Below are 26,514 nucleotides of genomic sequence, written 5' to 3'. Positions count from 1 at the left end.
ACCCCGGTCATTTCGGTCTAGCACAGGGGCCGCGGCGACTTGCGGCGCGGGGTGTGTCCGGGCTCGGAGTGTCGTGAGTACATTGGCCACGACTATTCGGCGAAATCCGGGAAACCGGACACACGGGTTCCGGGGAGGACTCTCTTGACCACGACCCAGGCGCAGCCACGCTCGCGATTCGCGGCTTGGCTGCTGGAGGACGCGGGGGAGCAACACTCCCAAATACCCGGGCCCATGGCGAAACGCGCGCCCAGGGAACATCAACATTCCTGGTGGAAGGTGATGTGCCTGACCGGTGTCGACTACTTCTCGACGCTCGGCTATCAACCCGGTATCGCGGCACTGGCCGCGGGCGTGCTGTCACCGCTCGCCACGCTCGTACTGGTGGCGCTGACACTGCTGGGCGCGCTACCGGTGTACCTGCGGGTGGCCAAGGAGAGTCCGCATGGCGGCGGATCCATTGCCATGCTCGCCAAGTTCCTGCCGAACTGGTGGGGCAAGCTGCTGATTCTGGTGCTGCTGGGCTTCGCGGCCACGGACTTCACCATCACCATGACGCTCTCCGCGGCCGACGGTGCGGCGCACATTGTGGAGAATCCGCTGGTGCCCGATGCGCTGCACGGGCACAACATGATCATCACGCTGGTGCTGCTCGCATTGCTGGCGGCGGTGTTCCTCAAGGGTTTCAGTGAGGCGATCGGCATCGCGGTGGTGCTGGTCGGTGTCTACCTATCGCTGAATCTGGTTGTCGCCGTAGTCGGTGTGGCGCAGGTGATCACGCACGGGTCCATGGTGACCGACTGGACGCACGCGCTGACCGCGCAGCACGGCAGTCCCATCGCCATGATCGGCGTCGCGCTGCTGGTGTTCCCGAAACTCGCGCTGGGCATGTCGGGATTCGAGACCGGTGTGGCGGTCATGCCGCAGATCAAGGGCAGCCCCGAGGACACCGAAGAGTATCCGCGCATGCGCATTATCGGCGCGCGCAAGCTGCTCACCACCGCCGCCTTGATCATGAGCGGCTTCCTCATCGTGTCGAGCTTCATCACCACCATCCTGATTCCCGAGGACGCGTTCAAGGACGGTGGTCCGGCCAATGGTCGCGCGCTGGCGTACCTGGCGCACGAGCATCTGGGCAATGCCTTCGGCACCGTCTACGACATCAGCACCATTGCCATCCTGTGGTTCGCGGGTGCCTCCGCCATGGCGGGCCTGCTGAATCTGGTGCCGCGCTATCTGCCGCGCTTCGGTATGGCACCGGAGTGGGCGCGCCAGATCCGGCCGCTGGTGCTGGTTTTCGCGGCGGTGTCGTTCGGCATCACCTGGTACTTCGATGCCAGTGTCGATGCCCAGGGCGCGGCGTACGCGACCGGTGTGCTGGTGCTCATCACCTCTGCCGCGGTCGCGGTGGCGCTTTCGGCGGCGCGCCGGCAACAGCGGTCGCAGGTGATCGGTTTCAGCGTGGTGACGGTGATTTTGATCTACACCACCATCGACAATGTGATCGAGAAGCCGGAGGGTGCGCAGTTGGCTCTGCTTTTCGTCGTCGCGACCCTGCTGGTGTCCTTCGCCTCCCGGTTCCGCCGCGCCTTCGAATTGCGTGCTGTCACAGTCACCTTCGACGACAAGGCCGCCGCCATGATCGACGCGCTGGCCGCGCGTGGCGAGGTCCGCATCGTCACGCACGACATCGACAAGCGCGAGCCGGAGGAGTACGCCGAAAAGGAAGCCGATCAGCGGCGCGAAAGCCACATCCCCGAAACGGAACCGATCCTCTTCCTCGAGGTAATCGTCAAGGACCCTTCGGAATTCAGCACCGAACTGCTGGTCACCGAATTGGAGATCGACAAGTACCACATCCTCTCGGTGGAGGCGGCCGCCGTGCCCAACTGTATCGCCGCCATCCTGCTCGCCATCCGCGACCGCACCGGTGTCCCGCCGCACGTCTACTTCGAATGGACCGAGGGCAACCCGCTGATGAACCTGCTCCGCTTCATGTTCTTCGGCGAAGGTGAAGTGGCCCCGGTAACCCGCGAAATCCTGCGCCGCGCCGTACCCCGCCGCTCCCAGCGCCCCCACGTCCACGTGGACAGCTGAGCCGGGATCATCTCAGCGAGGGTGGTCGGTCTCCTCTCGGAAGATTCGCAGGCCCTCGCCGATTTTTCCGGCGGCGTTCTCCAACTGCTCGGGTGTCATGTACTTTCCGAACGCGGCGGCGTCGAGCAGTTGCCGCCGCACCTGCTCGAGGTTCATCGTCGCCCACTCGTGGCGAGACAGTTCCGGCATGGGACGGGAGACTACCTCGAGTCGAACCTTTGTTCGATACCGAATGGTCTGTCGTGGCGATTCACTCGCGCAGGCCCTCGATTCGCTGCCGGAGGTGATCGAGGAGTTTGTCCGGATCGTCGAAATCGGCGGGATCGATCGGCGCGCCGAAGTGGATCGTCACCTGCTGGGTACGGTCGAATTTGGGGCCGTCGCCGCGTAGTCGGCGCATCGGCAACACCCGATCGGTGCCCGTCGTTCCCACCGGAATAATCGGAACACCGGTCGCCAGAGCAAGTTTCGCGACGCCGGGCTTGTACATCTCATCCTCTCCCGGCGCGACCAACCGCCCCTCCGGATAGATGATCAACACGCCCCCGTACCGCAGAATCCGCTCGGCCTGCGATAGCGCCGACTGCCCGGACTCGCTGTCCCGCCGCAGCACCGGAATCTGCCCGAGCCGCCGCACCAACCAGCCGACCACCGGCCAAGACCACAACTCCGCCATGGCAATAGCGACGGCCCGCCGCCGCAGCGCACCCCACAGGAACACCGCATCGAGCATCGAAATGTGATTGCTCGCGATAATCACCGGCCCGGTCGCCGGCACCAGTTCCCGGCCGATCACAGTGACACGCACAAAATTCGACCAGGCCAGCGTCCGTAGTATCCGCCGCACGAACTGGGTGGTGAGCCAAGCTCGCTTCCCCAGCCCTTTGGGCCGCCGATCCAACTTCTCATCCATCACAACCCCGCACTCTCTGTCCGCGAACACATTTCATCCTCGTCCGCGGACGGGAAGCGCGACACCGGAGAACTACTCAGTGGCGACGGGCTCGGGCGATGCCCTGGACGGCGTGCAGTCTGCCGTCGGCGAGGGCGGTGGTGAGGTTCTTCAGTTTTTCGGGGAAGTTGGGGTTGAAGGCGTGGAGGCCGAGGGGGTTCGGGGGTAGGGCGAGGATTGCTTGCATGGTGGTGGCGGATTGGTCGGTGAGGTCGTTCCACTGTTCGATCTCGAAGCCGGATGCTTCGATGATGTCGCGCAATTGGGTCGAGTCGACCAGGTGACTGAGGTTGGGAGCGTCGGCCCAGGGGAGTGGATAGTCGGGGTCGGGGAGGTCTCCGGCGGTGATATCCCAGATGGCGAGTAGTCCTCCGTCGGTCAGGACGCGGTGGGCTTCGCGGTAGAGGCTGTGTTTGTCGGGGATGTTCATTTGCACGTGTTGGCTGAAGACGGCCTGGTAGGAGGCGTCGGCGAAGGGTAGGGCGGTGACGTCGCCGTGGTGGACTGTGATTCGATCATCCAGTCCGACAAGGCGATTGAGCCAGCGGGCGGTGTCGCAGTAGTCCTCGGTGAGATCTACCGCGGTTACTCGGCATTCGAATCGGCCGGCGAGATACCTCGCGGTGCCGCCGATTCCGCTGCCCGCGTCGAGGACCTTGGTATCGGGGCCGATATCGGTGAGGTCGGCCAGTTGGGTGGTGGCGATGCGGCCCATGGTGTGGAAGTCCTCGACCAGCATCAGATCCGTTGGTTGCAGGTCGTCGAGGTTCTTGCCCGCGGTGGTCAGGGCCTGTTCGATATTGCGCCGGGAGTTCCCGGTGGAGTACTGAATCAGCTTGTCGCCCTGGTGTTCCGCGCGCCAGAAGGCTGATTCGCCCGACAGTCGGGGTTGTGCGGGCTGAGGATGCTGCTGCATGCGGTCGAACTTGTCGAGTCGATGCATCGGCACGAATGCCATCAGGAATGAGTTGCCAAGTGCGCGAGCGATATTGCCGACGGTGCGCTGGGCCGCGGGGTCGGCGGCGTAACGGCGGGCGATGGTGAGGAAGTCCTCGGGCTCGACGCCGGCGACATCGCGAACATGGGTCGTGGGCCCACCGACTTCCCAGGTTCCCAGGGCGTGTTCCGAAAGATAGTGGCGCAGACCGGTTTCGAGGAACATGTCGGCCTTCAACCGCTTGGCATCCATCCGGACGGCACGCATGAACATCGACGGCGGAACCTCGATATGCCGCACCTTCCGGCCGACAGCCTCGCCGATCGCATCGGCAATTTCCTTTGCCGACAACAGTTTCGGCCCGGTCGGCCGGTACGCCATACCGTCATGCCGGTGCGGTTCGAGCAGTCCGCCGACCGCTACTCGCGCAATGTCCTCATTGGAGGGCGGCGCATTGCGGCCCACACCGGCGGGCATGGGGAACACCCCGAGCAGTGCGGCCGTCGGAACGAGCTGCAGGTAGTTGTCGGCGAAGAACCCCGGATCAACCGCGATATGCGCGGTATCCGGCAGCAGATCGAACACCTTGTCCGTCAACCACTGCTGCCGTGTCAGCAGCGACGGATGCTCCGGACTCGCCAACCACTGCCCGAGCGCGACCACCGCCTCGACGCCGGAACGCCGTGCCGCCACCGCGAACGCGACACCACTGTCCAGCGCGTGCGGATGCACCGGCGGATTGAAAAACACCCGCCCGACCCCCGCCATCGCGGCTTCGACCTGCCGATAGTCGAACATGTCGGCCACGGCAACCTCCACCCCCAACTCGCGCAGCCGAGCGCTCCGATCATCCTCCCGATGCACCAAAGCCCTTGTCGCTACCCCCTTTTCGATCAGCTGCGCGGCGACCGCCCCGCCGATCCTGCCCGTGGCCCCCGTAACCAGCACCCGAGTCCGTGCCATCGGATTTCCTTCCACATCGATAGCCATTCGCGAAACCAGCAAAGTAACCACTGGTCACATTCAGTCTCGACACAAATGTGACCACTGTCAACACCGAACCCTGAATATGCGATCCTTGACCCATGAGCTCAGCCGATGCCGCCCCGGATCGCCGCAGGTCCTACCACCACGGCTCCCTCCGCACGGCCCTCATAGACGCCGGCATCGCACTGGCCCGCGAGGGCGGCCCCGACGCCGTCATCCTCCGCGAAGCAGCCCGAACCGCCGGCGTCTCCCACTCCGCCGCCTACCGCCACTTCGCCGACCGCGAGGCCCTACTGGCCGAAGTCTCCCGCCACGCCCGCGCCGAACTCGCCACCCAAATGCGCCAGGGCATAGCCGCCGCCCCCGACCCCCTTACCCGACTGGGCGCGGTAGGCACCGCCTACATCAACTTCGCCCTATCGCAACCCGGCCTATTCCGCACCGCCTTCAAATCCCACCCCACCCACGAAAACCATGACACCCCAACCACATCCGAACTAGACCCCGACACCGCCGAACCCTACGAAATCCTCAGCCAAGTCCTCGACCAAGCCCAATCCGCAGGCCTCCTGGACCCCGCCCGCCGCCTTGGCGCTCCCCTAGCCGCCTGGTCGGCCGTCCACGGGCTGGCAAACCTCCTGATCGATGGTCCCCTCCCCACCACGCCCGCCGAAGTCGATTTCGCCCTCAATCAGGTACTCGAATTGGTGGCGAGGGGGCTGTTGAAACAACCACCAGCCGGATAATCCGATCGCCGAGTCCATCGGCGGGGTGCGCGAGTAGCTTGAATTCATGGGCCCACGTATCGGCGAGGTCAGCGCGCCCGGTCGGCTTGCCGATCCCGGGGAGGGGATCAGCGGGGCGGAACTCGCGCTCGCGGCGTGTAATCATGGGCTGCCGTTGGAAGCGTTGCGGTACGACGTCACGCCGCCGGGTCTGCATTATGTGCTCACGCATTACGACATTCCGGCGACCGATGACACGGCATGGCAGTTGGTTGTGGGTGGGGCTGTGCGCTCGCCGCGTGCGTTCGGAGTGGGGGAGTTGCGAGAGTTCGATGCCGAGACCTATCGCGTCACGATGGAGTGCGCGGGGAATGGGCGCGCCCGGTTGACTCCGCGGCCCATCAGTCACCCTTGGCTTGTTGAAGCGGTCGGGACCGCCGACTGGACCGGCGTCCCATTGCGCGTGCTCCTCGATGAAGTCGGGCTGGACCCCGAAGCCGTCGATATCGTATTCACCGGTGCCGACCATGGTGTCGAACGTGGCGTCGAACAGGACTATGAACGCAGCCTGCCGCCCGCGATCGCGGTGGGCGACGATCCCCCAGTTCTGGTGGCGTATGAAATGAACGGTCATCCGCTACCGCCGCAACACGGCTCCCCGGTGCGGTTGATCGTGCCGGGGTGGTACGGGATGGCGAGCGTGAAATGGTTGCGCGCCATCACCGCAATCACGGTGCCTTTCACCGGATTTCAGCAGGCGGTGGCCTACCGCGTCCGGAGCACCGCGGACGAGCAGGGCGACCCGGTCACGCGAATCGCCCCGCGGTCCCTGATCCTGCCACCGGGCTTTCCCGACTTCATGAGCCGCGACCGCGTGGTCCGCCCCGGCCACATACGTGTCGAAGGCCGTGCCTGGTCCGGCAATCCGCCGATCACCCGAGTCGAGTTCAGTTCGGACGGTGGCCGCACTTGGTCCGACGGCGAACTGGCCGCCCCCGACCACCCGTGGTCATGGCGCCGCTGGCACTTCGACTGGACCGCGACCCCCGGCACCCACACCCTGTGCAGCCGCGCGACCGACTACACGGGTGTCACCCAGCCGATCGAACAAGCTTGGAACCGTGGCGGATACGCCAATAATGCCGCCCAGCAGGTCCTGGTCCACTGCATCGAAGCTGCCGTATCCGATAGTGGTGAGTTGACCTAAACGCCGCACATGGACTGCAGCACACCCTTGACAATCGGGGTGCCGAACTGTGTCGGTGCGAAGGCTGGCGTCTGGATCATGGCCAGCGGATCGGCGGCAGGTCTAGTTCAAGTAGTTCGCCCGCACCTGATCGAGCTGGGAGTCGAGGCGGATGTTGCAGGATCGGCTCCAGTTGATGAGCGCATCCTGCTCGTCGTTCAAGCTGCGAGCCTCCTGATTGGAGTTTTCGACGGCACCGCGATTGTCGCCGCTGATTGCCATAGCCTCCCCATTGTGTGCGATGATCCTGCTGACGAGCGCCCGTGCGTCCGATTGCCCTTGCTCCGCAGAGCATCCCGATGGCACTGCGCCCGCCGGTGTGGCATTGATCAGCGCTCCCACTGCGAGCAAAGCCACGCCGGACATGAGGACCGACCGTCGAATTCTCTGATTGATGATCATGCCGTCGATAGTTCTGGACGGCCGCTGTCTACGCGAGATCAATCCCGACCCGACCACGGTTTCGCCCTGCTCCTCAGCGGTTTTCGAGTTTTCCGGTCCGGACGAGCGCTACTTCCTCTTCACCTCTCGCACTATCGATCGGACAAGTGAGCCGCACTGATTTCTACCAGGATCCGAACGCGCCGAAGGCGAACAGTCTCGAGATCGCGTTGAGCGCGCTGGTTCGGGTGTCTTTCTCCAATCCCGAACATATGATCGCGTATGACGACGGAGAGGTCCGCCAGGAGTTCTCGATCTGCTTCACCGCGAAGCCGGTTGGCGGGAAGCTGCAAACGAGCTCGGAGTCGAAGGAAGTCGGTTGGATCGATCCCGAGGGGCTCGCCAATCTCAACATTCATCCCTCGATCTGGCTCCGGATCGAGCGCGCTCTAGAGGGCGAGCCTTATTACACATGAAGCCCAACACCGGATCGCGGAACGCTCACCGGCTTACTGTTCGGTGGCGGTGTGTTGGGAAGGTCGGTTGCCACGGTGTTGGCCGTGGGCGCCGTCGCCGTTGAGGCCTGAGAAGAGCGCTGGGAGTCGAGGAACGCTACTCCGACCCGATTTCTTACAGGCACCAATACAGGGACGCCGACCCCGGCAGTGGGATTGAGAAACAGAAACCAATCGATCCGTCCACGGGCTTGGCCTGCGGTTCGCTGGCCGATGCTGCCGACGCTCCGATCACGCCGAGCGAAAACACAACCGCGGTCAGAGCTGCCGAGCTTGCGATTCTTGCGATCATTTTCATCAACTCCTGTTGCGTGAAATCGATCATCCGAGAAAAACTCTCTCCCCAACGGTAGGCACCTGCCCCTCCCGCCGTAACCGCATCGGTTGGCCCTGATCAGTGGTGGCACTCGCCAGTGCCCCTTGAATCTCGAGCATGCTGTGACCCCTACATGTATTCGGATCTACTCTCCCGCGAAGACGGTTCGGAAGGTAGTGAGGATGGTCTCGCCGGGGGTCCGGTCCAGTATCGCGAAGGTGATCTCGTCGAAGTGCCCGCTGAACCGCCCACCGTCGGATAACAGTGCATGGAAGACACCGGCCACCATGCCTGGGTCATTGCCGTAGGCGCCGCAGCCCCAGGCACCCAGCACCAAACGCCGGTAGCCGACGGCTGTTTCGAGAATGCGCTCAGCGCGGGTGGCCAGCACCGCGGGTATTCGATACGCCTCGCTGGCCAGCTCCTGCACGATCACGTTGGTCCGGGGCGCCGGGCAGGTGAGGAAGCCGACCGTATACGGGCTGTCGAGCAGGATGCCCGTGTCGTCGCGGAAGAGGGGCACGGCGGGAGAAAGGATCACGCGGTCGCTGTAGAAAGGATCCGGTGTGCGGCGGTGGTGCTCGTAGTATTGCGGCACGGCCAGCAGGGTGGTGTACAGCGCCGACGCTCGGCACAGGGCTTCTTCTTGGGTGCGGGCGCCGGCGAGGTAGTGGCCGCCGGGATTACGTGCGGACGCGAAATTCAGGACGGCGACCGGCTCCGGATCGGTGTCGAGCATCCGGCGCGCCGCGACGAGGCTGCTCTCCCCGGTCACCGTGATGACGGTGGTGGCCTCGCTGCGGGTGATGACCGGGACCGGATCGGGACCGAACATCCGGGTGCCCTGGACGGCGGCTTGCACCCTCGATGTCAACGAGACATAGTGTCCGCCGGGCGTCCGGTAACCGCCGGCTGCGATGATCTGCTCGTTGTCGGCGGCGATGGCTCGCAGGCGTTCGGTCACGCCCACGATGCTCTCATGGCTCGAGACGAACCACGTACCACCGCTTGCGATCTCGGATGCGGTAGTGGGTTTTCCCGGTGGCCATATCCAACGGCCCGAATTCGTCGACACAGATCACCCGCCCACACGGTGCGGTCCGCGGTCCGCGGTCTTCGGCCCTTGCCCAGGACGAGCGCGGTGTTTTCGGTGAAGTCGAGGTCATCGAGACTGAGCCCGGCGAGTTCTCCTGCGCGACAACCAGTGTCGGCGAACATGCGAATGATGGCAGTATCGCGGAGGTCGTTGAAGCCGGTGCCGGAGCATTCGGCGAGGAGCTGGCGGAGGGCGTCATCGGGTGGGACCTCGACAAGTTGTTCCGGTGCGTCAGGCAATGTCATTTTGTCGAACGGGTCGGCGGTGATTATCTCTTCTGCCGCAAGGTATTTGAAGAATTGTTGAAGGGCGCGGTGGCGGCTGCGGGCGTACTCCGAGGTGAGCGGCGTCCCGGTGCGCTTGTTGGGGCGAGTCAGCAAGGACCCGATGAAGTCGCCGATTTGGTCGCGGGTGACATCCGGCCCAGCGATCGACAGATCGTTCTCCGCGAGGAACTCGATGAAGCAGTCGATGCGGATCAGGTAGCCGCTGATCGTGTCCTTGCTACGGTTCCGTCGCTGCAGTTAGGTGATTCGATGAGTGGAATCCATTGCTGTAGGCGCGTGGGGTGCGATCGCGGCGCGGAGCATTCGTGGCGTTGATGCTGGTCAGAGAGCAGTTTGTGGGGCGGGTGGGGCTCGAACCCACGACCAATGGATTATGAGTCCACGGCTCTAACCGACTGAGCTACCGCCCCGGGCCGCAGGTTGAAGCTGCGGGCCTCGCGATGCTACCTCGACCCTGGAGGGGAGGCCTAGTTGGGGGCAAGGGTGTCGGAAGTTCGGGGGGAGATCCCCCGGCGAGGGAGCGGCCGGGGGAGTGGAATGCCCGAATTTCGTACGGGGAGATGGGGTTCCGTTATTGGGTGGCGATCTTGTTGAGTTCGAGCTGGTAGTAGAGGATGCCTAGGCCGAAGGCGAAGTTCAGGAGGAAGCCGACCAGGGGGTTGCAGGTGCCCTCGAGGCCTGCGGCTTCTTGGGATTGCTTGATGCGGTTGCCGGTGCGCCAGAAGCTGATGAGGGCGGCGATTCCGGTCCAGGACAGGAAGATCATGACCAGCAGCGGGCCTGCTACCGGGGCTTCGGGGTCGCGGCGGAGTTCGGCCATCTCCTTGTGGATTTTGTAGTACCAGACGAAGAAGTAGATGCCTAGGGTAATGAGCGGCCAGACCAGCCAGACCAGGACGGGGTTGCGGGGTTGGATGGGGGTGGCCACCTGGGTGGGGTGCATTTGTTGAATCCTGTTGTTGTCGAGGGGAATTCGGGGTCCCGGTAGGCGGGGTGGGGTGAACCTATCGGGGGCTTCGTGATCGGATCGTGAAGGGCCTAGGCTGGGGTTGACCACTCAGCGGGAGGAATCATGGCGGATCTGTTCGTGAACGTGCTACGTGGACATCAATTCATCTATGAGAAGAGCGGCGGGCGGGTTGGGCATCGGCTGCTGTTCGGGAATCCGACGCTGCTGCTGCGGACGGTCGGGCGTAGGACAGGGCAGCCGCGGACTTCGGCACTGACCTATGCCAGGGATGGCAAGGATTATCTGGTGACGGCGTCCAATGGCGGGTCGCCGCGGCCGCCGGGGTGGCTGGCGAATGTGAAGGCCAAGCCGGACTGCGAGATTCAGGTGGGGACCACGAAGATTCAGGTCACCGCGACGGCCACGTATCCGGACGATTCGGACTATGCGCGCCGGTTCGCGTTGGTCGACAAGGTCAATGGCGGGCGGTACGCGGAGTATCAGAAGAAGACTTCGCGTCCGATCGCCGTGGTCGTGCTCAGCCCCAGGTAGACCCGGGCAAGCCGTGCTGTGGCAGCCGCTGTCACAGCGCGGCGAGTTGGACAGCTGAGCTAAGGGTCGGCTATTCTCTGCGGCGAGGGGAGTACTTCCCAAGAATCATTCCGGTCAGTACGGATCGCGCCATCGTGATCCCCGGGTGGTTGCCCATCGGACACGGGTGAAGGAGACCTCAGGCGGTTTTTTTCCTGCCCGAGGAGGTCCCGATATGAGTACTGATCTATCCGTCCTGGCGAGCCCCGCCGCCATCGAATCCGTTGGTACGCCCTGGTTGTGGGCCGGCACCATCGGTGTGGTGCTGGCGCTGCTGGTGCTCGACTTCGCCATCACCCGCCGTCCGCATGAGGTCTTCATGCGTGAGGCGCTGGCCTGGACGGTCTTCTATATCGCACTGCCGGTGGTCTTCGGCATCTTCCTGTGGACCCGCAATGGCACCGAGACCGGCATGGAATTCTTCACTGGATATTTGCTGGAGAAGTCGCTCTCGGTCGACAACCTCTTCGTATTCATGCTGTTGCTGTCCGCCTTCGCGGTACCGGTGGCGCTGGCGCAACGGGTCCTGCTGTACGGCATCGCCGGTGCGCTGGTCTTGCGCGGCATCTTCATCGCGCTCGGCGCGGCCGCACTCGCCACCCTGGACTGGGCGTTCCTGCTGTTCGGACTGATCCTGCTGATCACCGCCGTGAAACTGCTGGCCGACGCGGCCGGCGGGCATGAGCAGAACGTCGATGTCTCATCGATGAAATCGGTCAAACTGCTGCGCAAGTTCATGCCGGTCACCGACGACTACCGCGGCACCAAGATGACCGTCATGGAGGCCGGGCGCCGCGCACTCACCCCGCTCGCACTGGTAGTCGCCGCGGTCATGGCCACCGACCTGGTCTTCGCCGTCGACTCCGTGCCCGCCGTGTACGGCGTCACCGGCGACCCGTTCCTGGTGTTCGCCACCAACGCCTTCGCGCTACTCGGTTTGCGCGCACTGTATTTCGTGCTGCACGCGGCGCTCGCGCGACTGGTGCACCTGGCGTACGGCCTGGCCGCCATCCTCGCCTTCATCGGCGTGAAGCTGGTGCTGCACTGGGCGCACGGCATCTGGAGCGGTGTGCCCCAGATCCCCACGGCCGCTTCGCTGGTCGTGATTGTGGTGGTGCTGGCGACGGTAACCTTCACCAGCCTGCGCGCCACCCGCGGCCAGACCGAGAACGAGATCGAACCGGCCAATTGAGTTGCGCCGCCGGGCAGTAGCACTGCCCGGCGGTAACCGGATCCCCCAAAAAACGAGGCCATGTGCGCTCACCGGCTTCCGACGTACCGTGAATCATGATGCTGCAACGTTTCCGGCCGATCGGCGTCGACAGAATCAACCGAGTCGTCGACGAACTCGAGCTCCCCGAAGCCGTGTACAAGACCTGCCCGTGGCAGCCCCGCGAATTGGTGGAAACCGGTCTGCGGCAATGGCTTCGATGCTGCGGCGCGGCAATGCGGGACGGGCAGGTGATCGGAATGCCGTCCTTCGCGGTGGATGAGGCCTGGCACGGACTCATCCTGTGCACCATGCGATATCAGCGCTTCTGCGATGCCGCGTACGGCCGCTTCCTGCATCACTTCCCGGCCGGTGAAGGCTCGGGCAACCCGGCCGATCCGATGGTGGATCAGCTCGGCCGCACCGTGGTCGCCTGGTCGATGGTGGCGCGACCGGGCGAGGACTGCGTGCTCTGGAACCTGGACACGGTTGTGGCAGTGGATGATCCGTGGGGAATCCCATCGGAGCGAGTCGACCTCATCGAAGCGGCGCTGCGGGCCGAAGCCTGAAACCCGCAGCATCGCAATCGGAGAAAGTGATCGAGTAGTTCAGCTGCCTCCACCGCAACCTCCGCCGCCGCAACCACTTCCGCCGCCACAGCCCCCGCCGCCACAGCCGCCATGGCCGTGCCCACCTCCGCCGCAGCCGCTGCCTCCGTCATAGCCCGAACTACTCGAGCCTCCACTGCTGCCGTAGCGGTAGCTCGAACTCCGCTTGCGCGGCCGACGGGTCTCGATTTCCGATCGACTACTCGCCCGGACCATCGCCCACGTCGCCCCTGCCAGCGCGAAGAGAATTCCAAGACTTATCAGCACGGCCATTGCCAGCCACCTCCCCAGTGTTAATCGCTACGGCTGAAAGCTACTGCCTGGCTGGATGATTCGACAGACCCAGCAATTCGGGGAATTGGTCAGGGTGTGAATACCTCCGAAGATGGGTACCGGCAATTCCGGGGGTGATACGAAAGCGCCCCTCGCGGATATCCGCGAGGGGCGCGTGCTTATTTCGTGTTATGTGAGCTTCACGCGCGCCGCGAAGAACCGCGCCACGGCGGGGGCGAACCGGTTGAAGCGGTACTGCAGCCACGCCTCGGGCGTCACCGGAACCACATCCCGGTCCTGTTCGACGGCTTTGAGGATCTGCGCGGCGACCTTCTCCGGGCCGTAGCGGCGCGCGGCGTACAGCTTGTCGAAGCGCTGCTGTTTGGCGGCCTCCTCCTCGGCCGAGACGCCCGCGAATCGGGTATTGGCAACAATATTGGTGTGCACGATGCCTGGGCAGATGGTACTGACGCCAATTCCCTTGCCGGACAGTTCGGCACGCAGGCAGTCGGAGAACATGAATACCGCCGACTTACTGGTCGAGTACGCGGAGAATCCGCGCTGCGGGGTATAGGCCGCCATCGAAGACAGATTCACGATATGCCCGCCGAGCCCGCGCTCGGCCATTGCCTTGCCGAAGGCGCGGCAGCCATTGATCACGCCGTACAGATTGATATTGAGCACGCGATCGAATTCCGCTGCGGGAGTGTCGAAGAAGTCGCCGGCCTGCCCGATGCCCGCATTGTTGATGAGGATGTCCGGCACCCCGTGCGCGGCGATGACGGTGGCGGCGTGCTCGGTGACGGCCGCCTCGGAGGAGACGTCCAACTGGTAGGCGTGTGCCGTACCACCTTCGCGCGCAATGAGTTCCGCGGTCTCCTTGGCGGAGTCGAGGTTGATGTCCGAGAGCACCACCTCCGCGCCCTGCCGGGCGAAGGCCAGCGCTGTCTCACGCCCGATACCGCTGCCGCCGCCGGTGACGACCAGTAGTCGATCCTCGAAACTCCGCTGCTCCCTGCCGACTTCGGCCCGCCGCAGGGTGCGCGAGGTCTCCCCGGTGCGCAGCGAATCGATGAGTTCGCGGGTGGAGGTGGCGAGTAACTCCGGATGCGAGAACGGCAGCCAGTGCCCGCCGCCGACCTCACGCCGGTACAGGTTGGGCGCCCACTCCTGGGTGTCGGCGTACGGCGCGGGCCGCACCGCCACATCGCGGCGCGCGATGATCAACTGCACCGGCACCTCGGTGCGGCGCTCGCGCGGACCGGTCACGCGCTGCAGGATATTGGCGCGGTAGATGCGCATTCCGTCGAAGAAGTCGCGCCGGAACTCGGGCCCGAATTTGATGTTCTCCGGCGAAGTGTCGTTCATCAGCCCGACGAACCGCGACCACACCTTCTCGGTGCCCAGCGGCCGCAAGAGCACACGCGGCAGCACGGGCGTCATGAACAGCCCGGTGTAGGTCGAGGACAGCAGTTGGGTGAACGGCCCCCACAGCTTGCCGCGCGCGACATTCTTCTGCATCCAGGTGCCCATATGGTCCAGGTTCGGACCCGAGACCGAGGTGAAAGACGCTATGTGCGAGGCGCCTTGGGGCTCGCACACGGCTTCCCACATCTGCACCGAACCCCAGTCATGCGCCAGCACATGCACGGGCGCGTCCGGGCTCACCGCGTCCGCGACCGCGAAGAAATCGGCGGCGAAATGCTCCAGCCGGTAGTCCTCGGTGCGCTCGGTGCGGGTGGAACGCCCATGCCCGCGAGTGTCATAGGTGACGACGTGGAACCGGTCGGCCAGCAGCGGCACGACCTGATCCCACAGGTGATTGTCGTCCGGCCAGCCATGCACCAGCACAATGGTCTCAGCCGCCGATGGCTTGCCGTATTCGTATACGGCGATATCGAATTCGCCGCTGCGGACAGTGCGCTCGGTGGCAGGGACAATGCGCTCGGCGGCAGCAAGGATGGTCTGGGTCACGATTTCTCCATGAGGCTAGAGGTATGGAGCCGGAGGCGGGCAGCTAGAGGTCCAGCACCAAACGGTCGCCGGTACAACGGGATACGCAGATGAGCATGTTGCCCGCGGCGCGCTCGGCAGCGGTGAGCACGGTGTCGCGATGCTCGATCGCACCGCCCAGGGTGCTCACCCGGCAGGTGCGGCAGAAGCCTTGGCGGCACGAATACGGGCTGTCGGGACGGACTTTCAGCACTTGTTCGAGCACCGACTTGTCGGCGGGCACGTCGATGATCTCGCCGGTGCGGGCCAACTCGACCTGGAAGGCGGTGCCGTTCACGACCGGCGGCGGTGAGAAGCGCTCGGAATACAGTTCCACGCCCCGCATGTCGCGCACGGCATCGGCAATGGCCTGGGTCATGACGACGGGACCGCAGCAGTAGATCGAGGTGTCGGTGCCGACGCCGGTCAGCAGATCGGCGGCGGTGGGCAGGCCGTGTTCGTCATCGGTGCGCACGGTGACGCGCGATCCGAACGACTCCACTTCTGCCAGAAAGGGAATGGTGTCCCGGCTGCGGCCGACATAGGTCATGGTCCAGTCCACGCCGAGCCGATGCGCCATCCGAACCATCGGCAGAATCGGCGTGATGCCGATGCCGCCCGCCACGAAATGCACTCGAGCGGCGGAGGATCCGTAGCCGGGCAGCACGAACGGGAAGGCATTGCGCGGCCCGCGCACGGTGACCGGTGTGCCCACGGTCAGCGTCTCGTGCACTTCGAGGGAGCCGCCGCCACCATTCGGTATGCGGCGCACCGCGATTCGATACGCGTGCCGGTCGGCCGGATCGCCGCACAGTGAATACTGCCGCACCCGCCCGGACGGCAATTCCAGGTCCAGATGCGCGCCGGGCCGCCATGCGGGCAGCGCGCGGCTGTCCGGTGCGGTGAACATCAGGCTGATCACATCGGTGTCGTGCGCCTCCACCTGGCGTTCCACCAGAACCAGCGGAATCCGCCGATCGTCCACCGGCGCGGGTGGCTGCCTCCGGTTCACGAAAGTGGTCCAGCGCAAACGGCTTTCGGCGATCAGATCCAATACCCTGGTCGCCCGGTCGGAGCGGGACTTGCCGTACAGGTCCAGCGGCGGCACGGCGGGAACGGGCCGAATGACGTTCATCTCGGGTTCGTTCCGAAGGGCGGTCACGAGGCCAGGGTCCGCGCCGCCGGGGACTGCGCCAGGTAGGCCAGGGCCTGGGCGGTCGATCCGACCGGTTCGGGTGAGTAGCCGGGCTTGAAGGTGGACAGCGCGCTGATCAGCAGCGACGGAATGCCCGGCACCGAACCCCGCCACATGGCGGCGAAGATCCGCCCGACCAGCATGGGATACCGGTGATTGGGCAGCGTCGGATCCTGGTGCACCAGATACTTGGTGCCGCGCAGCAGCAGCGCGATGAAGATCGGGAAGACGATCAGCATGAGCGCCCCGCGCCGCACATATCCGACCCCGAAGTACTCGGCCACATCGTGCGCGACCATCCGATGCTCGACCTCTTCGGCCCCATGCCAGCGGAACAGATCCAGCATCTGCGGGTCGGCGTCGAACTTCTCCAGGTCGGTATTGAGGACCCAGTCGCCGAGGAAGGCGAAGAAATGCTCCAGGGTCGCGATTACACCGAGGCGTTCCACCAGCACCTGCTGCTGTGCCGCGGCGGTCGGCATATCGCGGGGGCCGAGAGTCTTGCGGAAGAGGAATTCCGCTTGGCGCACATAGGGTTCCACATCGATGCCGTGGGTGGCGAGTACCTCTTCGAGGGCCCCGTTATGGCTCTCGGCGTGCATGGATTCCTGCCCGATGAAGCCGATCATGGCCTCGCGCAGCTTCTCGTCCCGCACCAGTTCCAGGGCTTCGCCGTAGGTCACCAGGAACATGCGCTCGCCCTCGGGCAGCAGCATGCTCAGCGCGTTCAGTACATGTGAGCCGATCGGTTCCGCGGTCATCCACACGGGTGCGGTCCGCGACCAGTCGAACTGCACATTTCGGGCGTGCAGGGCTACCTCACCGGGTTCGTTCACCTCGCGGCGCGCCAGCTTCGGAAGTAGCTTCATCGATACTCCTGGTTCGTTCCAATAACACAGCGTCATGGCGTCGACGGCGGGTCGGCAGACCCGCGGCGATCGTTTGCTGCGTGAGCGTAGCAATATTCTACGCATATATGGAACCCGCAGTTACATCTAAATCCGCGGCGATTGCGCAACGAGCCCCCGGCGGCAGCTGGGCCGCTGGGGGCTCGGATCGCACGATCGGGTCAGCTGGTCTGGGTGCCCGACCAGCCGAAGCTGAAGCTGTGCCCCTTGGATGTGCAGCTGAATCCGCCGCGGCCACCGCCGTGGCAGCTGGCACCCGCGTAATTGATGGTGGAGCCGTAACCGATCGGGCCGCCGCCGAGGGTGCCCGCATCTGCGCGGGCGTAGTGGCCGAAGACGCCGAAGGTCGGGTGCGCGGGCAGGAACGGTACGTCGATGGCGAGATCGCTGACCGGAATCATATTGAGCCACTTGGCGATACCGGGGGTGATATCGCAGCCGACATCACCGTTCGCCTTGATGGAGCAGCTGGCTATGCCGCTGTTGAAATAGGCGGTGTCACCGACCAGATAGTCGTTGACGTTCACCTCGTCCGAATCGGCGTGCGCGACCGAGGTTCCGGCCAATGCGAGCGCCGCAGCCGCCATGGTGACGCCGAAGAATGCCCTTGCCTTCATAGATTTCCCTCTCAGTTCCAAGTCCCGACCCGAACTCACGACTGTAGGTATGTCGGCCCGCCGCAGGTATCAGTTACCTGCCCTAACTTTTCCGGTGTCGGACCGGAGATTCAGTGCACGGTGGCCAGGTGCTCGCCGTAGAAGAGCATCAGGCCCACACCCGCCGCGATCCCGCCCAAAAGCCAGAAACGAATGATGACAGCGGTCTCCGGCCAGGCGCTGAGCTCGAAATGGTGGTGGAACGGTGCCATTTTGAACAGGCGGGTGTGGGTGGTGCGGAAGACCGCGATCTGCAATGCCACCGAAAGAATTTCGGCGACGAAGAGCGCGCCGACAACCGCCATCAGCAGCTCGGTGCGGGTGGTGATGGACAGGCCCGCGATCAGGCCGCCCAGCGCCAGCGAACCGGTATCGCCCATGAAGATCTTGGCGGGATTGGCATTCCACCACAGGAAACCGATACAGGCCGCCGCGCCCGACGCGCAGACCAGGGCCAGGTCGAGCGGGTCGCGGACCGAATAGCAGGCCGGACCGGGCTTGATCGAACAGGCATTGGTGTACTGCCAGAGCGTGACGATCACATACGCGCCCAGCGCCAGCGCCATGGAACCCGCGGCCAGACCGTCCAGTCCGTCGGTGATATTGACGGCATTGGACCAGGCCACTACCAGGAACACCACGAACAGCAGGAAAACCACCACGCTGAAGTAGAAGAAGTTGTAGTCGCGCACGTACGACAGGTGGCGGCTGCCGGGTGTCAGGCCGGAATTGTTCGGGAAGCGCAGCGCCAGCACGCCGAACACCACGGCCGCCGTGATCTGCCCCAGGTATTTGCCCTTGGCGGTGAGGCCGAGATTGCGGCGCTTGGTGAGCTTGATGTAGTCATCGAGGAAGCCGACGATGCCGAGCGCCGTCGCCAAACCGAGCACGAGCAGGCCCGAGACGGTCAAACCCTCTGCGTCATAGCGGATTCCGATCAGATGCGAGCCCAGGTAGCCGGCCCACATACCGACCAGGATGGCAATGCCGCCCATGGTCGGGGTGCCGCGCTTGGCCTGATGGCTGGCCGGGCCGTCGGATCGGATCTCCTGTCCGACATTCCTTTTCGCGAAGAGCCGGACGAGCAGCGGTGTCAATGTGATCGACACCGCCAATGCGATCATCACCGCGAAAAGAATCTGCCTCATCTGCCCACCTCGTGCCGCCGAACATTCGCCTTGACGCTATCGCCAGCCCCCATCACGGTCGACAGGCGGGTTCGGCTCACCCGGCTGCCACCTGGTATTTGCTGAAAGTATGCTCACCTTCATGACCGCAGGATCCCCCACCATGTGCTCGGCATTCCAGGCGACCGTCGAACGGGATCCCGGGGCGGTCGCGGTCCGCACCGCCGGCGATACCCGAACCCTGACCTTCGCGGAGTGGGCGCGGCAGGCGCGCGAACTGGCCGCGGGATTCGCGGCCCTGGGGGTCGGGCGTGGATCCAAGGTCGCGCTCATGCTGGCCAATCGACCCGAGTTCTATCCGGTCGACACCGCCGTGGTGCACCTTGGGGCCGCACCGTTTTCGATGTACAACACCTCCTCGCCGGAGCAGATCAAGCATTTGCTGAGCGATTCGGGAGCCGAGGTGGTGGTGTGCGAAACCCAGTTCCTCGCCGCTGTCGAGAAGGGGCGCAAGGGAACCGGCGTCAAACACGTGGTGTGCATCGACGGATCCGGGGACGGCACGCTGAGCCCGGCCGAGGTGATCGCGGCCGCCGATCCGGAGTTCGACTTCGAATCCAGCTGGCGCGCAGTACGACCCGATGACGTGCTGACCCTCATCTACACCTCCGGTACCACCGGTTCGCCCAAGGGCGTGCAGCTCACGCACGCCAATATGCTCGCCATGGTGCGGGCCACCATTCGGCTCGCCAATGGCACCCGGGACGAGCGGGTGCTGTCCTTCCTGCCATCGGCGCATGTGGCCGATCGCTGGTCGGCGCTGTATCTCTGCATGGTGCTCGGCAATCGGATCACCACGGTCGCGGACCGCGCGGGATTCACTGCCGGACTGGCGGATTGCCGCCCCACCCTGCTCGGGGCGGTACCGCAGGTGTGGCAGAAACTGCGCGGTGGCATCGAGGAGAAGCTGGCCGAATCGACCGGAGCCAAGGCGAAACTGGCGACCTGGGCGGTGCGAGTGGGGCGGCGATACTCCGATACCCGACTCGACGGCGGGCGGGTCTCGGCCGGGCTGCGCGCGCAATACGCCTTGGCGGACCGGCTGGTGCTCGCGAAAGTCCGTGCGGCACTTGGCCTGGACAGCATCAATATCGCCATCTCCGGTGCGGCCCCGGTCTCACCCGAACTGCTGCGCTACTTCAACGGGCTCGGTATCGAGGTCAGCGATGCGTGGGGGATGTCCGAACTCTCCGGCATGGCCAGTATCTGCCCGCCGGGTCAGGTTCGGCTCGGCACCGTCGGAAAGCCGGTGGACGGCTTGGAGATTCGCATTGCCGACGACGGTGAAGTGCTGGTGCGCGGGCCGCTGGTCATGAAGGGGTACCTGAACAAGCCCGAGCAGACCGCCGAGGTCATCGACTCCGACGGCTGGCTGCACACCGGTGATATCGGCGACCTCGACGGTGACGGCTACCTCCGAATCGTCGACCGCAAAAAGGAACTCATCATCAATGCGGGCGGCAAGAATATGTCGCCGTCGAATATCGAGAACTGGGTCAAGGCGTTCGAACCGCTGATCGGGCAGGCCATCGCCATCGGCGACAATCGCAAATACAACGTGGCGCTCATCGTGCTCGATCAGGATGCCGCCACCGTGTTCGCCGAAAAGCTGGGCGTGGCAGCGGATCCCGCGATTCTCGCCTCGCACCCCGATGTCGACCGACTGGTCGCCGCCGCGGTCGAACTGGCCAATGCCAAGCTGTCGCGGGTCGAGCACATTCGAAAGTTCCGTATTGTCGGGGACTTCTGGCAGCCCGGCAGTGAATTGCTCACGCCCACAATGAAACCGCGGCGCAAGCCCATCAATGAGCGGTACGCCGCGGCCATCGAAGAGCTGTACCGCTAGAGCACGGCCTGCGTCTGGGTGACCTTGGCGACGAGTTTGCCCGCATCATCGCGGATCTCGGTCTCCAACACAATGAAACTGCGGCCCACGTGCAGCGGGCGCGCGGTCGCCGTGGCATAGCCGGAACGCACACCGCGCAGGAAATTGGTCTTGGACTCCACCGTTGTGGTGCCCTGCTTGCCGTCGGGCAGATTCAGGAACGCGCAGACCGCGCCCGTGGAATCCGCCAGCGCCATGAGTACACCGCCGTGCATCGACCCGCCCAGCGTGCACAGCGATTCATCCCAGGCAAGGCGGCTGCGCACCTGCTCCGCGCCGTGGTCGAGCACCTCGATACCCAGCCGGTCGGCGAACGGCATGGTGCTGAACAGTTGGCTGCCAATCGAATCCAGGGCGATATCCGTCATGTGATCGACTGTGCCGGAAGTCCCGCCCCGCGTCGATTACCTCACGGGTAATGCACCTCGCGCCTGCCCGTCCATGGGGTGCTGCCCGACCACGCGGCTGATATCCGCCGCCTGATGCCGTGCGTACCGGATTCCGGGTCGGATGACTCGCTCGCACAGGGCTATGCGTTTCTGCCAGACTCGGCGGGTGCGGGTAGGTGTACTTGGGCCGGTGGTGCTGTGGGCCGAGGACGGGGCGTCGATCGAGATCGGCGGCGTCAGAGTGCGCATGCTGCTGGCCCGGCTCGCCCTGGAGGCCGGGGGAGCGGTACCCGTCGCGGCGCTCATCGACGGATTGTGGGGCGAGGAGCCACCCGCCGAGGCCGGCGGTGCACTGCAGGCGTTGGTATCGCGACTGCGACGGGCGCTGCGCGGAGTGGGGACCGTCGAGCTCACCGCCGGCGGGTATCGGCTGCCCGGCGTCGAGGTGGATGCCGAGCGATTCGAGGAACTGGTCAAGCGCGGGCGGCGCGAACTCGCGGCGGGACAGGCCGATTCCGCGGCGGCCGTGCTGGCGGAGGCGCTCGGATTGTGGCGCGGGCCGGTACTCGGCGATATCGAAGACGCGCCCTTCGTCCAGGCGGTGGCGGCGCGATTGGAGGATCTGCGGGCCGCGGCCGTGGAAGATCGCTTCGCCGCCGAACTCCAATTGGGGCGCTACGCCGAGATTCTCGTGGATCTCGAGGTCGCCGGTGCCGAACATCCGCTGAGCGAGCGGCTCGCCGCACTGCGCATGCGCGCCTTGGCCGCGGCCGGACGGCAATCCGACGCACTGGCGGTGTACGAGGATATGCGCGAGCGGCTCGGCGATGAACTCGGCATCGATCCCTCAGCGGAATTGCGCGACACGCACTTGGCATTGTTGCGCGGCGAGCTCGAAAGTCCTGCCGCGCGAAGGGAACCCGTCGGGAGTACGCTGCCCGCGCGGCTGACCAGCTTCGTGGGCCGCGACAGTGAGCTGGATGCGGTAGCTCGGCTGCTCGCCGACTCCCGGCTGGTCACCATTGTCGGGCCGGGCGGGGCCGGAAAGACCCGGCTCACACTGGAAGCCATGTCCCGATACCGAAGTGGCCCGGTATTTTTCGTGCCCCTGGCCGAAATCGGGGCACCCGACCAGCTAGCCGACGCCGTCGCCGGAGCCCTGGACAGTGGTGGTGACGGGCTCCCCGCCGATAAGACCGCGCGCCTGGCCGAACTGCTGGATGTCGGTGCGGCAGTACTGGTTCTGGATAATTGCGAGCACCTCATCGCCGCCGCGGCCGAACTCGCCGAACGCCTGCTGAACCGGCTACCGCAGCTGCGCATTCTCGCCACCAGCCGCGAACCGCTCGCGATTACCGGTGAGGTGCTCTGTCACCTGGGACCACTGGCGATACCGGGGGAGGCGACCGAACCCACTGCCGCACAACGCTTCCCGGCGGTGCGGCTCTTCCTGGACCGTGTCGCCGCCATCCGGCCCGGCTTCACCCTGGACGAGCGCACCATCGGCCCGGTGGTGGAGATCTGCCGCCAACTCGACGGCGTCCCACTGGCTTTGGAGCTGGCTGCCGCGAAACTCCGCTCCATGAGCGTCGATCAGATCGCGCGCCGGCTGGACGATCGCTTCCGCCTGCTCACCTCCGGCAGCCGGACCGCGCTGCCCCGCCAGCGCACCCTGCTCGCACTCGTCGAATGGAGCTGGGACCTGCTCGAAGAGCCCGAACGTGTACTGGCGCGGCGGCTCTCGATATTCCCCGGCGGCGCGACAATCGAAGCGCTGGAAGCCATCTGCGCGGATGATTCGCTGCCGGCCGACGATATTCTCTATATCCTCGGCGCCCTGGTGGAGAAGTCCGTGGTGGAATCCTCCGACGGTGACCGGCCGCGCTACCGCATGCTCGAAACCATCCGCGCCTACGCCGCCGACCAACTCGCGGCCTCGGCCGATGACCTCGCCGACGCGTTCGCGCAGCAGTACCTCAATCTCGCCGAACAACTTGAGCCGCTCCTACGGACCAGTGAACAGCTCAGCGCCATAGCGGTTTTCGATGCCGAACACGCGAATATGGCGGCCGCCCTGCGCGCCTCGTCGGCCACGGAGCCCGTCGACACGGTCTCGGTGCGAGTCAAACGGGCCTGTCGATTCGCGCGAGCCATGTTCTGGTACTGGGGAATTCGCGGGATGAGCAGTCAATTCGAGACCGCCGTCGCCGGGGTGCTGCGATTCGGGGACGCACTGCCCGCCGACGCGCGCGCCGCGTTCCGGGTGATTCAGTTGATGGCGGGAGCACCCGCCGAGGAGACCGTCTCGGTTGCCGAGCTGATCGCGGACTGCGATCGGACCGGGGCGCTGGACTTTCATCCCGCACTGCCACTGTGGACTTCGCTGTTGGCCTTCCAATCCGGCGACACCGAGCTGGGGGAGCGGCAGCTCGAACGAGCCCTGGAATGGCCCGATCCATGGCTGCGGGCCAGCGCCCACCTCGCGCGGGATCTCGCCTGCACCGGGCGGGGCGAATTGCTCGCCGGTGCCGCCGAACGGCGAGAAGCACTGCGGGACTTCGAGATTGCCGGGGACCGCTGGGGTCTCGGCCTGGCATTGCTCGCGGTCGGCCGGGATCATTCGCTACGTGGCGCGCACCAGGAGGCCATTGCTGCCTTCGGCCGCGCCGTGGTCGTCGCCTCCGAACTCGGCATGGAGGACGATGTCTTCAACAGCCGCACCGAGCTCACCCGCGAGCGGATGCGCAGTGGCGATCTCGCCGGAGCCGAATCCGATATCCGAGCCGCCGAGCGAGTCGCCGAAGAGCGAGGTTACACCCGCATGGCCGCGATTCTCGGCTTCAGCCGCGCCGAATTACACCGCCGCACAGGCGATGTGGCGCAGGCCGACCGCGACCTCGAACTGATCGAACAACGCCTTCGCCGCCTCCCGGTCCCCGAAGGCATAGCCCTGAACCGAATCGCCATGGCCCGCATGGCAAATCGCCTTGCCGACAATTCCCCCGCCGCAGCCCGCAAACGACTCCCCGAAGTCATCGAAGGCTCATTCATCTACGGCGATGTAGCAGCGGTAACCGAAGCCCTCGCCCAAGCCGCTGAACTACTCGCCAAACTCCGCCTACAGGAAGACGATCCAACCGCAGCCGCCACCGCGCTCGGCATGAGCGCCGTAATCCGCGGCGTCTTCGACGACGGCGAACCCGAACTCCGCACCCTCATCACCGACCTTGTCACCCGCCTCGGCGAGGAAGGCTTCCGCGCCGCCTACCTCACCGGCTCCGACCTCCCCCGCGAAGCAGCCCTGACCCGCCTGCGCGCGGAGACACCGACCGGCTGAGCTGCCCGCCCTCCCCCCTCCTCGTCATCCCGGCGCGCTTTCGGCCGGGATCCACCGATATAGGTTGCTGCGCTGCGGATGTGGATCCCGGCCAAAAACATGCCGGGATGACGGGAGGAGGAGGGCTCCGCAACGGCGAGTGTGCACTCAGGGCGGGGGATTGTCGGGATTCCCGCCGTGAGTGCACACTCGGTGGTTGTCAGGCTCGGGTGAAGAGGCGGCCGGCGAGGTCCAGGCCGATGATCTTGCCGGAGTCGTTGCGGCTGAAGTAGCCGCGCTGGCCCTTGAAAGAGCCCTCGGTGATGATGTATTCGTCGCCTTCGCCGGGGAGCAGGCCGAAGGGGAATGGCGGGTGATCCTGGGGGAGTTCGGTTTCGGCGGCGGCGCGGATCTCGGGCTTGATCTTGCATTCCAGGGAGAGGCCGGAGTCGCCGGCGAGGACGGTCATGGTCATGGCGTCGATGTCGTAGGTGCCGAGCAGTTCGTGGGCGTGGGACGGGTCGAAGGGGAGGGGCTCGGGGTCCTGGTCGATGACGCCGAGGTAGTGCTCGAGCGCCCAGCGCACGATCGCCACATTGGACGGAATGCCGTCGCTGGCATTGGACATGACCGAGATGGCGAAATCGCGCTCGGGGACCAGCAGCAGTTCGGCGAATTGGCCGAAGGCCGAACCGCCGTGGCCGACGGTGCGCACGCCATCCACATCGCGCAGGAACCAGCACAGGCCGAGGGCGTCCCCGAGGGTGCTGGCCTTCAGCTCCACGGTCGGCTGCTTCATGAGTGACAGCCATGCGGCGGGCAGGACTGTCTCGCTGCTCTCGGTGGTGCCGTCGCCGAGATGGAAACGGGCCCAACGCAATTGCTCGGCCACCGAGGAGGAGATGCCGCCGCCGGGATTATTGGCGCGGGTACCGTTCCAGGACCGGATGATCGACAGTTCGCCGTCCTCGCCGCGCTCATGGCCGACCGAGAAGCGGCGGGTCATGATCTCGTTGCGAAGGTAGCCGGTGGTGGTCAAACCCAGTGGCGCGAGCACCCGGGTGCGGACCACATGTTCGAAGCTCTGCCCGGTGACGTTCTCGATGACCCGGCCCAGCAGATTGTATCCGGCCTGGCTGTAGGAGGCGCGCGCTCCGGGAGCGCCGATGAGCGGAATCTCGGCCAGTTCGGCGACGAACTCGGCGAGCGCTTCATCGCCCTCGCCGGTGTCGTTGATGAGGTTCCAGTCCAGTCCGGCGGTGTGGTTGAGCAGCTGCTTGACGGTAATAGTGGCCGCAGCGGTCTCGTCTATGAGGGTGAGCTCCGGCACGTAGGTCCGTACCGGTGCGTCCAGGTCGATGCGGCCCTCGGCGACCAACTGCATGACGGCGGTGACGGTGAAGGTCTTGCTGACCGAGCCGACGGTGAACAGCGTGTCGCGGTCTACCGGCACCGGGTTCTCGATGCTGGTGACGCCGTGCGAGGCGAAAATTTCCCGGCCGTCGACCCAAATGCCGACGGTAATGCCCGGAATGCCGAACTTGGTGGCGGTGGCCTCGACGAACTCCTGCAGCGCGGTGTCGGACATTTCAGTACCTCTCGTATGGCGTGGTGTGCGGCCCGTTTCCCGGGCGCTCATCCGGTCTGAAATCAGAGTGCGGGGGGTCGCTGACAATCGGCCGACAGTGCGCTGACAGTCATCGCGAACGCGTTGACAGAGGTCAAGTAGGCTCTCTCAGGTGCCGATAAGGCTCGATATAGCAAACGCACAGTGAACTAGAGCAGGGTGGGTCCTTCCATGAACAACTAGTTCATC

24 protein-coding genes and 1 tRNA gene are annotated in these 26,514 nt (G+C 65.1%); 9 read left to right on the top strand and 16 right to left on the bottom strand.

Annotated elements, in window-relative coordinates:
* The first annotated feature begins 234 nt into the window (after positions 1-234).
* Positions 235-2,097 (top strand): amino acid transporter, encoded by a 1,863-nt coding sequence (locus GFY24_RS18800; protein ID WP_228566454.1) that lies wholly within the window; start codon positions 235-237, stop codon positions 2,095-2,097.
* Between the two features lie 12 nt (positions 2,098-2,109).
* On the opposite strand, the gene GFY24_RS18795 is transcribed toward GFY24_RS18800, so the two are convergent.
* The 3 genes from GFY24_RS18795 to GFY24_RS18785 all read right to left on the bottom strand — a co-directional run bounded on the left by GFY24_RS18795 (position 2,110) and on the right by GFY24_RS18785 (position 4,949).
* The gene (locus GFY24_RS18795; RefSeq protein WP_153806378.1) at positions 2,110-2,286 is read right to left on the bottom strand and encodes a DUF6374 family protein; all 177 of its coding nucleotides are present in this window, start codon (positions 2,284-2,286) and stop codon (positions 2,110-2,112) included.
* Between the two features lie 61 nt (positions 2,287-2,347).
* On the bottom strand, positions 2,348-3,040 hold the full coding sequence (locus tag GFY24_RS18790) for a lysophospholipid acyltransferase family protein (RefSeq protein ID WP_309231026.1): 693 nt from the start codon (positions 3,038-3,040) through the stop codon (positions 2,348-2,350).
* A 46-nt stretch (positions 3,041-3,086) separates the two neighbouring features.
* Positions 3,087-4,949, bottom strand: coding sequence for a methyltransferase domain-containing protein (locus GFY24_RS18785; protein WP_194852924.1), 1,863 nt, complete (start codon positions 4,947-4,949; stop codon positions 3,087-3,089).
* 122 nt (positions 4,950-5,071) lie between these two features.
* Between GFY24_RS18785 and GFY24_RS18780 the strand changes: the two genes are divergently transcribed.
* Together GFY24_RS18780 and GFY24_RS18775 are read left to right on the top strand one after the other, a co-directional pair.
* Entirely contained in the window at positions 5,072-5,719 is a 648-nt protein-coding gene (locus GFY24_RS18780; protein ID WP_153806376.1) for a TetR/AcrR family transcriptional regulator, read from the top strand.
* A 46-nt stretch (positions 5,720-5,765) separates the two neighbouring features.
* Positions 5,766-6,905: a sulfite oxidase gene (locus GFY24_RS18775; RefSeq protein WP_153806375.1), complete on the top strand. Its 1,140-nt coding sequence runs from the start codon at positions 5,766-5,768 to the stop codon at positions 6,903-6,905.
* Positions 6,906-7,007: 102 nt separating this feature from the next.
* Here GFY24_RS18775 and GFY24_RS18770 read toward each other — a convergent pair whose 3' ends face one another.
* Positions 7,008-7,301 carry a hypothetical protein gene (locus GFY24_RS18770; RefSeq protein ID WP_153806374.1) on the bottom strand — a complete coding sequence of 98 codons (294 nt, stop codon included), beginning with the start codon at positions 7,299-7,301 and terminating at the stop codon, positions 7,008-7,010.
* 191 nt (positions 7,302-7,492) lie between these two features.
* Here GFY24_RS18770 and GFY24_RS18765 point away from each other — a divergent pair, with 191 nt between their 5' ends.
* Positions 7,493-7,801, top strand: a complete 309-nt coding sequence (locus tag GFY24_RS18765; RefSeq protein WP_309231025.1) for a hypothetical protein — start codon at positions 7,493-7,495, stop codon at positions 7,799-7,801.
* Positions 7,802-7,955: 154 nt separating this feature from the next.
* Here GFY24_RS18765 and GFY24_RS18760 read toward each other — a convergent pair whose 3' ends face one another.
* The 5 genes from GFY24_RS18760 to GFY24_RS18740 all read right to left on the bottom strand — a co-directional run bounded on the left by GFY24_RS18760 (position 7,956) and on the right by GFY24_RS18740 (position 10,482).
* A complete protein-coding gene (locus GFY24_RS18760) occupies positions 7,956-8,165 on the bottom strand; it encodes a hypothetical protein (RefSeq protein WP_153806373.1) in 210 nt (69 codons plus the stop codon).
* A 136-nt stretch (positions 8,166-8,301) separates the two neighbouring features.
* Positions 8,302-9,120 carry a TIGR02452 family protein gene (locus GFY24_RS18755; RefSeq protein WP_309231024.1) on the bottom strand — a complete coding sequence of 273 codons (819 nt, stop codon included), beginning with the start codon at positions 9,118-9,120 and terminating at the stop codon, positions 8,302-8,304.
* Complete coding sequence (locus GFY24_RS43760) at positions 9,117-9,497, bottom strand: tyrosine-type recombinase/integrase (RefSeq protein WP_375336065.1); 381 nt, start codon at positions 9,495-9,497, stop codon at positions 9,117-9,119. Before GFY24_RS43760 ends, GFY24_RS18755 begins: the two co-directional genes overlap by 4 nt.
* A 378-nt stretch (positions 9,498-9,875) precedes the next feature.
* Positions 9,876-9,949: transfer RNA gene (locus GFY24_RS18745), tRNA-Ile, on the bottom strand.
* A 161-nt stretch (positions 9,950-10,110) separates the two neighbouring features.
* Positions 10,111-10,482 carry a DUF4234 domain-containing protein gene (locus GFY24_RS18740; protein WP_153806371.1) on the bottom strand — a complete coding sequence of 124 codons (372 nt, stop codon included), beginning with the start codon at positions 10,480-10,482 and terminating at the stop codon, positions 10,111-10,113.
* A 129-nt stretch (positions 10,483-10,611) separates the two neighbouring features.
* Between GFY24_RS18740 and GFY24_RS18735 the strand changes: the two genes are divergently transcribed.
* The 3 genes from GFY24_RS18735 (at position 10,612) to GFY24_RS18725 (ending at position 12,858) form a co-directional block, all read left to right on the top strand.
* Entirely contained in the window at positions 10,612-11,040 is a 429-nt protein-coding gene (locus GFY24_RS18735) for a nitroreductase family deazaflavin-dependent oxidoreductase (RefSeq protein WP_153806370.1), read from the top strand.
* 214 nt (positions 11,041-11,254) lie between these two features.
* A complete protein-coding gene (locus tag GFY24_RS18730; RefSeq protein ID WP_153806369.1) occupies positions 11,255-12,271 on the top strand; it encodes a TerC/Alx family metal homeostasis membrane protein in 1,017 nt (338 codons plus the stop codon).
* A 95-nt stretch (positions 12,272-12,366) separates the two neighbouring features.
* Positions 12,367-12,858 carry a hypothetical protein gene (locus GFY24_RS18725; protein WP_228566440.1) on the top strand — a complete coding sequence of 164 codons (492 nt, stop codon included), beginning with the start codon at positions 12,367-12,369 and terminating at the stop codon, positions 12,856-12,858.
* 501 nt (positions 12,859-13,359) lie between these two features.
* Here GFY24_RS18725 and GFY24_RS18715 read toward each other — a convergent pair.
* From GFY24_RS18715 to mraY, 5 genes are all read right to left on the bottom strand, one after another.
* Complete coding sequence (locus GFY24_RS18715; RefSeq protein WP_309231023.1) at positions 13,360-15,144, bottom strand: SDR family oxidoreductase; 1,785 nt, start codon at positions 15,142-15,144, stop codon at positions 13,360-13,362.
* Between the two features lie 43 nt (positions 15,145-15,187).
* On the bottom strand, positions 15,188-16,297 hold the full coding sequence (locus GFY24_RS18710; RefSeq protein WP_153806464.1) for a PDR/VanB family oxidoreductase: 1,110 nt from the start codon (positions 16,295-16,297) through the stop codon (positions 15,188-15,190).
* A 23-nt stretch (positions 16,298-16,320) separates the two neighbouring features.
* Positions 16,321-17,226, bottom strand: a complete 906-nt coding sequence (locus GFY24_RS18705) for a metal-dependent hydrolase (protein WP_153806367.1) — start codon at positions 17,224-17,226, stop codon at positions 16,321-16,323.
* Between the two features lie 200 nt (positions 17,227-17,426).
* Positions 17,427-17,882 carry a hypothetical protein gene (locus GFY24_RS18700; RefSeq protein WP_153806366.1) on the bottom strand — a complete coding sequence of 152 codons (456 nt, stop codon included), beginning with the start codon at positions 17,880-17,882 and terminating at the stop codon, positions 17,427-17,429.
* 110 nt (positions 17,883-17,992) lie between these two features.
* Positions 17,993-19,069, bottom strand: coding sequence for a phospho-N-acetylmuramoyl-pentapeptide-transferase (gene mraY / locus GFY24_RS18695; protein ID WP_153806365.1), 1,077 nt, complete (start codon positions 19,067-19,069; stop codon positions 17,993-17,995).
* A gap of 121 nt (positions 19,070-19,190) precedes the next feature.
* Here mraY and GFY24_RS18690 point away from each other — a divergent pair, with 121 nt between their 5' ends.
* Positions 19,191-20,954, top strand: coding sequence for a long-chain fatty acid--CoA ligase (locus GFY24_RS18690; protein ID WP_153806364.1), 1,764 nt, complete (start codon positions 19,191-19,193; stop codon positions 20,952-20,954).
* On the opposite strand, the gene GFY24_RS18685 is transcribed toward GFY24_RS18690, so the two are convergent.
* Positions 20,951-21,361, bottom strand: a complete 411-nt coding sequence (locus GFY24_RS18685; protein WP_153806363.1) for a PaaI family thioesterase — start codon at positions 21,359-21,361, stop codon at positions 20,951-20,953. The two genes, GFY24_RS18690 and GFY24_RS18685, sit on opposite strands and share 4 nt — an antisense overlap.
* Before the next feature lie 187 nt (positions 21,362-21,548).
* On the opposite strand from GFY24_RS18685, the gene GFY24_RS18680 reads away from it, so the two are divergent.
* Complete coding sequence (locus tag GFY24_RS18680; protein ID WP_309231022.1) at positions 21,549-24,719, top strand: BTAD domain-containing putative transcriptional regulator; 3,171 nt, start codon at positions 21,549-21,551, stop codon at positions 24,717-24,719.
* 199 nt (positions 24,720-24,918) lie between these two features.
* Here GFY24_RS18680 and GFY24_RS18675 read toward each other — a convergent pair whose 3' ends face one another.
* Positions 24,919-26,286 (bottom strand): serine hydrolase, encoded by a 1,368-nt coding sequence (locus GFY24_RS18675; protein ID WP_153806361.1) that lies wholly within the window; start codon positions 26,284-26,286, stop codon positions 24,919-24,921.
* Between the last annotated feature and the right edge of the window lie 228 nt (positions 26,287-26,514).

The organism is Nocardia sp. SYP-A9097, assembly GCF_009649815.1.
GTDB lineage: Bacteria > Actinomycetota > Actinomycetes > Mycobacteriales > Mycobacteriaceae > Nocardia.
Note: the sequence above shows the minus strand (reverse complement) of the source record. Positions and strands in the feature narration are given on the sequence as shown.